General features: G+C 37.0%; 4 protein-coding genes and 1 pseudogene. 3 read left to right on the forward strand and 2 right to left on the reverse strand.

Annotated elements, in window-relative coordinates; all coding sequences use genetic code 11:
- Positions 1–92 precede the first annotated feature (92 nt).
- Both AC5JMK_RS08355 and AC5JMK_RS08360 read right to left on the reverse strand, forming a co-directional pair.
- Positions 93–2,408, reverse strand: a complete 2,316-nt coding sequence (locus tag AC5JMK_RS08355) for a GumC family protein (RefSeq protein WP_096677960.1) — start codon at positions 2,406–2,408, stop codon at positions 93–95.
- A 1,161-nt stretch (positions 2,409–3,569) separates the two neighbouring features.
- Positions 3,570–4,541: a ribonuclease Z gene (locus tag AC5JMK_RS08360; protein ID WP_495909852.1), complete on the reverse strand. Its 972-nt coding sequence runs from the start codon at positions 4,539–4,541 to the stop codon at positions 3,570–3,572.
- An 85-nt stretch (positions 4,542–4,626) separates the two neighbouring features.
- On the opposite strand from AC5JMK_RS08360, the pseudogene AC5JMK_RS08365 reads away from it, so the two are divergent.
- From AC5JMK_RS08365 to AC5JMK_RS08375, 3 genes and pseudogenes are all read left to right on the forward strand, one after another.
- Positions 4,627–4,797: pseudogene (locus tag AC5JMK_RS08365) on the forward strand (ABC transporter permease subunit); the annotation flags it as partial.
- 276 nt (positions 4,798–5,073) lie between these two features.
- Positions 5,074–7,656 (forward strand): CHAT domain-containing protein, encoded by a 2,583-nt coding sequence (locus tag AC5JMK_RS08370; RefSeq protein ID WP_096677962.1) that lies wholly within the window; start codon positions 5,074–5,076, stop codon positions 7,654–7,656.
- A gap of 66 nt (positions 7,657–7,722) precedes the next feature.
- Complete coding sequence (locus AC5JMK_RS08375) at positions 7,723–8,502, forward strand: class I SAM-dependent methyltransferase (RefSeq protein ID WP_495909853.1); 780 nt, start codon at positions 7,723–7,725, stop codon at positions 8,500–8,502.
- The last annotated feature ends 616 nt before the right edge of the window (positions 8,503–9,118 follow it).

A 9,118-nucleotide genomic window follows, 5' to 3' on the forward strand; every position in this document is an offset into this window, starting at 1 on the left:
CACCCTAAGAGCTAGTCACATAAAGGCTTTGATAGTTGTCGGAGATGTCTAATCCTTCAAAGGCTTTTTCTTACTTTTTCAGCAAGCCCTAATTACTGAGCAGTGTTAGCGATGACACCAACTAAATTCAAGTTTTTCAAAATGTCTGTCGCTTGAATTAAATCAGCTTGGGAAACTTTACCAACGCGTGACACCATGATGATGCGATCGCACAAGGTTGCTAAAATTCTGGCATCAACTGTCTTGACAATCGCAGGAGCATCGATGAATACTAAGTCGTAAGTTTGCTCAAACGACTCCAGCAGTTGTTTCATTCGTTCCGAACTGAGCAATTTGATTGGATCTTCGGCGGGGGAACCAGCTGTTAAAACATCAATTGAGGGGTGAACTGGTTGAATGTAACGTTGATCAGATGTATCGGTTTCATCAAGCAACAGCAGAGATAATCCCCAGTCGTTGGAGAGTTCCAAGGTTTTATGCAGACTCGGTTCTCGCAGATTGGCATCAATCAATAGTACCCGTTTATGCATACGAGCAGCACTCACCGCTAGTCCCAAAGCAATGCTTGTCTTACCTTCTTTTGGTTGTGCGGATGTCAACATCACAGATTTAGAAGACACAGAAGATGTGACGATTTGCAGGTTTTGATAAGCGATATCTAAGCTTTCGTGGGATGGCCAAGTAGCATATACAGGTAGAGTTTTGGTCTTAGATGTGTCTTTGTCTTGATCTTTGTGAGAATGCCATATTTTTGGTAAGTTTAAAAGCTGTTTGTAACGACGAGGTTTGCTGAGTTTTGGAACTGTTGCTAGTAACCGCAGATGCGTCAGCTTTTGTAATTCTTGGGGAGAATAGACAACATTGTCAGATAATTCTCGAATGATCGCTGTTCCTACACCCAACAAAGGTGCGAGAATTATTCCTCCCAAAATAAATAATAAGCTGTTGCTACCTAAATCAGTTCCGCGCAGGGGTTCTTCCAATACTTGCAAATCAGAGCCTGTTTGAGCAATTCTTAATCCTAAAGCCTGTTGCGCTGCGGTCATTTGCTCAAGCTTTTTGCGAGTTGCTTGCACTTGCGGTAACAAACGATTGTATTCGGAGATGAGGGTAGGATACTTGTTGAGTTCTGAGCGAATTTGCTTTTCTGATTGCGCCAAACTCTGTTCATTGGCGCTTAGTCCCTCAGCAGTTGTTTGCACGTCGATTAATTGTTGCATGAGCTTTTGGTCGATTTCTCCCAGCAATCCTTGGATTAATTGAGGTTGTTCTGGGTTTGCTTGCGGAGATGGTTTTTCTCCCAACGCTTGCTTGAGTGCTTCCCACTTGCTTGAGTCTTCCGATTTAGTGTCAGTTACTTGTTTGGCTAAGTCTTTGGTGGAGTGCGATCGCTCAATTTCTGTTTGCAATAACTCTAGTTGACTTTGGTGCTGTTGAATCAAATTTTGGACTACCGGAGAGTCATCTGTAAAGCGTTGGCGTTCCTGACTCAAAGACAGTTCTGTTTTTTGAATTTCATCCAGTAAAGTTTGATAGTGGTTCGACTGACTTACAGGCGAGGGTGACGGAAGAGGTATATTTTGGGGAGAATAAGCTATTTCCTTTTGCAGGTTTTTGTGTCGTGCTTGGACATCTTGCAATTGAGCGCGAGTGGTTTGTAATTGTTTTTTAATTTCTGAAAGGTTTTCTAGCAGAATTTTACCTTGTACTTCTGGGTCAATTAAATTGTACTTTTTGCGAAACTTTTCAAGATTTCCTTCTGCTTGCTTGACTTCCTGCTTGATTTTAGTGAGGCGATCATTAACAAAATTTAGTGCTTGATCAAGGCGCTGTTTTCGTTGTTTAAGATCGTAATCTTTGTATACCTTTTGCAGAGCTTGTAGAACTTTCTGCGCTTTTACCGGATCGTTGCTCTCAAAGGAAAGTTCAAAAACTTGTCCAAAAACTTGATTAGATCCTCCTCCAGCATCAATGACAGTAATTGCTAAAGGTCTTTTTTGAGGATTTTTATGCTTACCTTTGATATCTTCAACTGTCAGATCAGGATACTCAGAACGCAATGAATCTACAGCTTTTTTAATTAGTTTTGAACTAAGGATCAAACCCAATTGAGGATTGTATTCTACACCTTTCAATGTAGATAAAATTGTATTTTTGTTTGTATTTATTGATATATCAGTTGCTGTTTTATCTTCAGTTATATCAGACTCAACCAGTAACTGCATAGAGCTTTGGTATGTAGGTTTTGCTTTCAAAGCCAATAGACCTGCAACTGATATCACCACACAGGAAATACCCAAAATTAAAACGCGTCTACGAAACAAAAATGTAGATATTTGTTTGATGTCAGCCGTGTCTTTTTGGGAAAGTAAAACCAGTTTACCTCTATCCAAACTAGTATCATTCATGCTCAGAATCCTCTATTTTTAAACACTGTTTTTCAAATCAAGAGTCATGTATTCTTGATTTAACAAGGTTGAATGTAGATTGTTTGTAATTACCACCTACTCAATAACTTATAATTTGATTTTTAGGTGTAAAACTTTAATGACAATAACCGTCAAATTTGCATTTCAGATATTATAAAGTTATCGGTTGAAGAACAATTGAATTTAATTTTGACTTCAGAATCATGTAAGTAAGTCGGCAGAAATAAAGCTAATTTGTTAGGGTCGTCATTTGTCATTTGTCACAAATAAGGGTTTCAGGCACGTTTCGTTTTCGTAACATAGTTATATATATTCACGCTGAATTATGTAAATAGGCATAAATAAGCAAAGAGAAGAGACTCGATTGTTAGTTGATAATTTTCGCTATTTTGAGTTCATATCAACCTAAAGTAATCATCCCGAAACAGTCAACCCTATTGGGCAATCTTTACCATTTCCTAATTAGGCTATCTTAGAATAAACAATGAATTATTTTTTGTATTTTATACAATGCTTTTTATTATTTTACTTCTGGTAAAATTTTTTGCTGATATTTTGTCTCTACTGTAAGCTAAATACTTTTAAACTTACGATTCGTACGTTAAATTTGGTATATTAACAAACTTAATATTATCTAATCTTAGCTTTGAATCTAAATGAGGTCATGAAGATGAAAGGCTTACTATTTTAAACTTTTTTAGCTTAGGCTTTCAATCACCACCGATTCTTGTCAAGCCTGATCAGTGAATAAATGACAACATATATAAATTTGAATATTTCTTGCTCAACAATTGAAAATAGAGTGACTTTGTATAATAAGACCATTAAATAAAAATTTGTAACTAATTCAAAAAATATAGTTTATCCCTATACTTTGTATTTTTAGTCTCAAACACAACAATTAAATTACTTAAATAATTTTATTTTTTGCTCAAATAAAATTAAAGATTATGTAAAGTCATTTATACTTGATGTTTAATGTTTGTCATTCGACTTGGTGTCTACCTTACGGTAGGTGCGTAGCGATTTGGTGCAAGTAGCCGATTGCACGTTTAAATTAAGGTTTATTTTTTCACCACAGAGACACTAAGACACAAAGAAAACGATGCTTTGAAGGTTACACTTTGACATCCTACCAAACTAGCTTGATTTAGATGTACTTGTTGAGGTTAATTCTGCTTCTCGCCGTCTAGGTACTTCATAAGTCATAAAATCATAAGCCATACTTGTTTTAGGAAAAATAGCACGGGCTTCTTCAAGTAAATCTTTTAACTCTATACCGTTTCCAGGAGCATAACGAGGGCTAAAATGAGTCATGATCAAGCGATGCACCCCAGCTGCTAGGGCTGTTTGCGCTGCCATAGTAGATGTAGAATGCAGACGCTGAAAAGCCATATCAGCATCTTGGTGAGAAAAGGTTGCTTCGTGGATTAATACATCTGCATCCTGTGCTAATTCCACTGCATTTTCAGAATATATTGTGTCTGTGCAGTAGGCTACTTTGCGTCCAATTTCTGTTGGACCGCTAAAATCTGCGCCATTAAATATCCTTCCATCGGGTAGACTAACGGTTTCACCACGTTTGAGTTGACCATAAACTCGGCCAGGGGGAATTCCCATAGCTTTGGCTTTTTCAATATCAAAGCGTCCCGTTCGGTCTTTTTCTGCGACACGGTAGCCGAAGGTAGTAATACGATGATGTAAAGAATTACAGGTGACAGTAAACTCGTCATCTTCGTAAATTAGTCCTGGACGGACAGCATGAACTTTGACAGGGTAAGAAAAATGTGTGTGAGAGTAGCGCAAGGCTGATTGCAAATATTCATTCAATCCGGGTGGACCATATATATCAATGCGTTCGACATTACCTGCTAAACCACAACTAGCTAGCAGACCCATTAAACCAAAGATGTGATCGCCGTGCATGTGAGTAATAAAAATTCGGGAGAGTTGGCTACTTTTGAGTTCACTGCGTAAAAGTTGGTGCTGAGTACCTTCGCCACAATCAAATAGCCACAACTCTGCTCTTTGAGGTAATCTCACAGCGACACTGGAAACATTACGCGATCGCGTTGGTACACCGGAACTCGTCCCTAAAAATGTAATTTGCACAGCGTTATACCCACTCTCCTTTAACTACTCACTGAAATTTGGTGCTTCATTTTATATAGTGGCATGGAAATTTGATAGTTTGCTGTCTGGTTTGGCGATCGCAGTACGCACAGAAAACAAAGATATTACTTCTTTTAATACTCTTGGTAACAAGAAAATTGCTGTGGAGATTGGGACTACACGTGCAGATAAAGCTAAAACTGTCCCTGGTGCTACAATTCGAGAATTTAAATCTGTACCCTTAGCATTACAGGATTTCGAGGTACTCCACTGTCAATACGGTTCGGTTAAGAATTTTTCGTCATAATTTTGGGTATGTACCAGACGCGATATATCGCGTCTTTTCAAACATCCTGTTAAATAAATACAGATAATTTACATTTGATAGCAATTTATTTACATTATTTTTATAATAAATCAGTTTTTTATGTCATCAAAACGCTAAATTAAAAATATTATTTATATATCAAAAAGCAGATTATTAGCATATTAGCTCAAGTAATTTATTAAGATTTACGACTAAAATTGCCTTATGTTAAGCAGATATCGGATATCGAATATCCGACGCTTATTGCAGTTTTTATTGATATGCATTTTTGCCTGTGGCTTATGCATAAAATATTTTCCATCATGGGTAAGAATATCTCGCGAAGCAATCCCAGTACAGACAATAGTTAAAAATGAATACGATCAGGACTTTCTTGCTACATCTAGTGATTTTAGTCAGCGACTAGAGCAAGCTTGGAAAAGCTATGAAACCAGAAATCTCCCAGGTGCGATCGCACATCAAAAAACAGCTTCAAATATAACAATTGTCGAGAATTTGGTCAGGGTATATCACGAAATAGGTGAGTCGAAAGAAGCGATCGCCTATTATCGTCAAATTAACGATTGGTCAAATGTAGGACAAATTATTATCGAGCAAGCGCAAGCATATAATAACCTGGGTAAACCAAATTATGCGAGGATGCTTTCTGACATTGCGTTACAAATAGCTCATACTTACAATGATGACGGTTTAGAGTCTACTGCTTTACGCGTTAGAGGTGAAGCTTATCGAATCGCAGGTAATTATCACAAAGCGATTAGTGATTTAAGTTTTAGCATTAAACTTGCTCAAGATACTCATAATTTAGCATATCAATCGGCTGCTTTCAATCAACTAGGAATTACTTATATAAATTTGGCGAAGAAAAATTATAAATATGCCAAAACAGCTTTGAAGACAGATGATAATCATGAAGCTCAAGATTTTCAAAAGCAAGCATGGCAATTTGATTTAAAAGCCTTAGAAGCTTTTCAAAATAGTTCAAATGTTTCTCAAAAATACAAAGATAAAATAAATGAAATTAACTTATTAATTTATTCTATTCCACCTGCCAATCGGCTTGGTAAATCACAATTAGTAACAGCAAAAATACAACTAGTTTTATGGCTGTTAGAACGCTTACCAAGTTCCGATGCTAAAGCTTATGCAGCTATTGAATTATCTGAAGTATTGCAATATTTACCATTTGAGCAAGATTTATCTTTTGCCAAATGTCCAGCTAATTACCAAGAATCACAAGCAATTAATTTACTCAATCAAGCTGTATCAATTGCTCAAGATTTGCCAAACTATCGGGCTTTATCTTTTGCTTTTGGTCATCTTGGTCATATTTATGAGTGTAACCACAACTATGATCAAGCACTAAAGCTAACACAAAAAGCACAACAAGCTGCCCAAATAAAGCCGAATGCTCAAGATAGTTTGTATTTATGGTATTGGCAAGCAGCAAGAATTTTAAAATCACAAAATCGACCAATTGGAGCGATCGCAGCTTATGAACAAGCTGTGTCTACTCTAGAAAATATCTACACTCAGATAGTTGTTATTAATCCAGACTTACAGCTAGATCCTTATGATACCTTGGAATGGATTTATCACGAGTTGATCACACTGAAGTTAACTCTAGAAGATGATCAGGGTGAATCAAGTCATCTTTATTCTACAATCACCAGCCTTGATGCTCTTAAACTAGCAGAAATCCGAAATTATTTTCGCAAAGATGATATCGCGATCGCACTTCATCAAGCCAAAGCCGATTTATTAAGTGCTAACACAACTACTGCTGTATTTTGGTCGATAGTTTTAGAAGATCGTACCGCAATTGTAGTTTATCTTCCTAATGGTGAAACCAAATTAGAATGGATTAAACTTGATCGCCAAAGCTTCAAAGATGAAATTAAGAAATTTCGCCTTGGACTAGAGAGACGTAGTGATATCATTTACCATCGCAGCCAGGCACAAAAGCTATATGATTTGATAATTCGTCCTTTTGCTGCTGATTTAGAATCACTACAAGTTAAAACACTAGTTTTTATTCCAGATGATTTTCTGCGTAGTGTACCAATGGCTGCACTACATAACGGTAATAAATTTTTAATTCAAAAATATGCGATCGCATCTACCCCTAGTTTGAGTTTGACAGATCCATTCAAACTCAAATCTGAAAAAATCAAAGCATTAGCTGTGGGGTTGACTCAAGATGCAAAGGTTGATGGGCGTACATATAAAGCTTTGAGTAACATCAAACAAGAAATCAAACAGGTTTTAATGCTGATACCGGGTAGCAAGCAGTTATTAGATCAGAATTTTACACGCGATCGCCTGCAAGCAGAACTCCACCGCAGTATTTATCCGATAGTTCATATTGCTACTCATGCTGAATTTGGTATTGCTCCTGAAGATACATTTTTGATCATTGGTAACAACGAAAAGCTTACCATTACAGACTTATATAGTATGATTCAAAATGTATCTCATGGTATAAATTCAGTTGATTTATTGTTATTAACTGCTTGTGAAACTGCCCGTGGAAATGATGATACTAACTTAGGTTTAGCTAGTGTAGCAGTCTGTGCAGGTGTCAGAAGTACTTTTGCTTCTTTATGGTCAATCGATGATGCAGCTACAGAGATTTTAGTCACAAAATTTTATCAATACTGGCACAATTACGGTTTCACTAAAGCAGAAGCTTTGCAAAAAGCCCAGCAAGACCTGATTGCTTTAGGGAAAAAATATGCTCATCCTTATTATTGGGCGCCTTTCATTCTTCTAGGTAATTGGTTGTAGGAAAAAAATATAATACAAGTAGTTGAACAAAATTAAATTCATTTAAAACTTGATTGATATTATCCAATGCCTATTTATAATTCGATTGGTCAACAATACTCCAAAACTCGCGTTCCTGATGCTCGCATTATTCATAAGTTAATAGAATTACTCAATTTACCCAAGGATAGCATCATCGCTGATATTGGGGCTGGTAGTGGTGGTTATAGTTTAGCATTAGCTAACCAAGGATTTTTTGTTAATGCTATTGAACCATCTTTAGTTATGCAGAAACAAGCCGTAAAACACCCAAAAGTTAAATGGTTTACTGGCTATGCAGAAGATTTGCCTTTGCCAAACAACTCTGTTGATGCTGTCATAAGTATACTGACAATTCATCACTTTTGTGATCTCACAACAGCTTTTCAAGAAATGCATAGAGTAGTCAGAAACGGTGCAATTATTTTGCTAACTTTTGATATTAGATTTGCTCAGAAGATATGGCTTTATGATTATTTTCCCTTTTTGTGGGAAGATGCTCTACGATTTTTTCCACTTAGTGAGTTAATTAATTTGGTGCAAGTTAATACCAAAAGACGTGTTGAAGCCATACCTTTTTTATTACCTCATGATTTGTCTGATTTATTTGCAGCAGCAGCTTGGAGGCGTCCAGAATTATATTTACAGCCTGAAGTACGTGCTGGGATATCGTCTTTTCCTTTAGCTGATGCACATTTAGTCGAACAAGGAGTCAAGTTACTAGCAACTGATTTAAGTAGTGGTAAATGGGATGCAAAGTATGGCAATATTCGCAATTTAACAGAAATTGATTTGGGTTATCGTTTTTTATGTACAACGATGAATTGACTTTGGCGATTGGAGTATTCTGTCCTATTAATTTTGATGAGTTGTGGGTGTTCAGATTCCTTCAAAATTAATGCGATAAACCACTAAAAGTCGTCGTTAAGGACTATATCAATACGCTTGGTGTTAGAGGATAGACCTCTTGCAAAAGTCGAATGAACCCCCCTCAATCCCCCCGTGAACGGGGGGAAGATTTAGTTCCCTCCCCGTTTACGGGGCTGCGGTTTACACATAAATCCTCTGATCCCCCTAAATCCCCCTTTTTAAGGGGGACTTTGATTCTAGTTCCCCCTTTTTTAAGGGGGGTTAGGGGGGATCAAAACGCTACTAGGCAACTTTATAAGACTTCTGTGTACACCGTAGCTTTATAAGGGGGTAATAATGTAATTAAAATTACAGCCAATCACTTTTCAAACAACCTCTTAAGCCGACAATTCTTTGTACCAGACGCGTAGCAAGATCCCCCAGGGGAATTTCGCGTCTCTAACACCAATTTTCTGTACGAAAAATCCTTAACACCAACCGTATTGAGGACTATATGGAAGTTGTGCGATCAATCCGCATTACATTATTAATGCATCGCCTTACATTGTGAATGTATCACCCTACATTATTAATG

The sequence above is a fragment of the Pelatocladus sp. genome, assembly GCF_059505505.1.